1 protein-coding gene is annotated in these 1,643 nt (G+C 42.1%); it reads left to right on the plus strand.

Annotation, left to right across the window (positions count from 1 at the left end):
• Positions 1-1,614: methyl-accepting chemotaxis protein (locus tag WB217_RS10450; RefSeq protein WP_423993169.1), on the plus strand; the 1,614-nt coding region annotated here is incomplete at its 5' end.
• Between the last annotated feature and the right edge of the window lie 29 nt (positions 1,615-1,643).

Below are 1,643 nucleotides of genomic sequence, written 5' to 3' on the forward strand. Positions count from 1 at the left end.
GGTGCTGTTGTGGTAAATGAAGTAACAAAGGGAATTAAGGCCTTTGCGATTGAAAAGGCGAAGGGAGATTTAAGCTTAAGTGATCGATACATAAGAAATAAATTCCCCGGAGAATGGGAAATTAAAAATGATCAGTTATACAGAGGAGAACAGACCTTTAACGAAAACTTTGAAATAGTGGACACAATTGGACGGGACACTGGTGACACCGTAACCATTTTTCAGGGGGATACACGAATCGCTACGAATGTCCTCGTAAATGGAGAAAGAAATATCGGAACACAAGTGTCTCCTGAAGTGGCCAATGTGGTTTTAAAAGAAGGCAAAAATTATTATGGTGAAGCTGAGGTAGCTGGCAACAAGTATCAAACAGCCTATATGCCATTGAAGAGTGAAAATGGAGAGGTTGTCGGAATCCTCTATGTAGGAGCGCCTCAATCCATTATTGAAAAGATTTTATCTGGATTCATGTTAAAATTTTTGATTCTTGTCGTTATTGTTATTATCCTTTCATCCCTTGTGGTCTTATGGTTTACGAGAAGGCTGCAGAAAAGGCTAACTTCTATTACTGGAGCCTTGGAGCTTGCAGGCAAGGGTGATTTTACAACAAGTGTGGCTGATCACTCAGGTGATGAACTAACCGATCTATCTAATAGTTTTAACCATATGAAGGAAAATTTAAGCGGGATGATTAAAACGGTTTTGGAAACATCCGAACAGGTAGCAGCCTCTTCCGAGGAGTTAACAGCCGGCGCAGAACAAACAAGCAAGGCAACTGAACAGATTACAGAGTCCATCCAACAAATTGCAAGTGGATCTGATGCACAAACCCATAACATTGAAGAAAGTGCGAGAGCTTTAGAGGAATTAACATTTGGAGTTTCCAACATTGCAGAAGCTTCAGCGGCAATAGCTGAGAATGGAGCCGAAACAAGTGAGCGTGCCAAACAGGGCGGGAAGTATGTTGAACAAACAGCTCAGCAAATGAATATGATCCACGCTTCTGTTAATGATACAAGCGGTGTAATTCAGCTTTTAAATGAAAGATCTAATCAAATCGGTCATATTTCAAAAGTGATTACAGACATCGCGAATCAGACCAATTTATTAGCTCTGAACGCAGCAATTGAAGCTGCAAGGGCCGGAGAGCATGGGAAAGGCTTCGCCGTAGTGGCAGATGAAGTACGAAAGCTTGCAGAACAATCCCAAGACTCGTCATCCCAAATCTCTGATTTAATCAGGCAAATCCAGCAGGATATGGACCAATCAAATGAGTCGATGCAAATGGTCAAGCAAGAGGTTCAAAATGGTCTTGGCATTGTTGTTAAAACACAGGATCGTTTTGAAGAAATCTTAAGATCGATGGCGGAAATGGGCGAGCAAATAGATGGGATGGCCGCAACGGCCCAACAAATGTCGGCAAGCACTCAGCAGGTATCCGCCACGGTATCAGGAATTACAGCCATTTCTAAAGAATCCTCTGCACATAGTCAAGGTGTTGCTGCAGCAGCAGAAGAGCAGTTGGCGTCAATGGAAGAAGTCTCAGCTTCATCCTACAATTTATCCAAGATGGCTGAGAATCTTCAGGATACAGTAAGTCACTTTAAAATTTAATTCTAATAGATTGGAGCGGCACCCTGAAA

This window comes from Mesobacillus sp., from assembly GCF_049588175.1.
In the GTDB taxonomy this organism is placed as follows: domain Bacteria; phylum Bacillota; class Bacilli; order Bacillales; family Cytobacillaceae; genus Mesobacillus.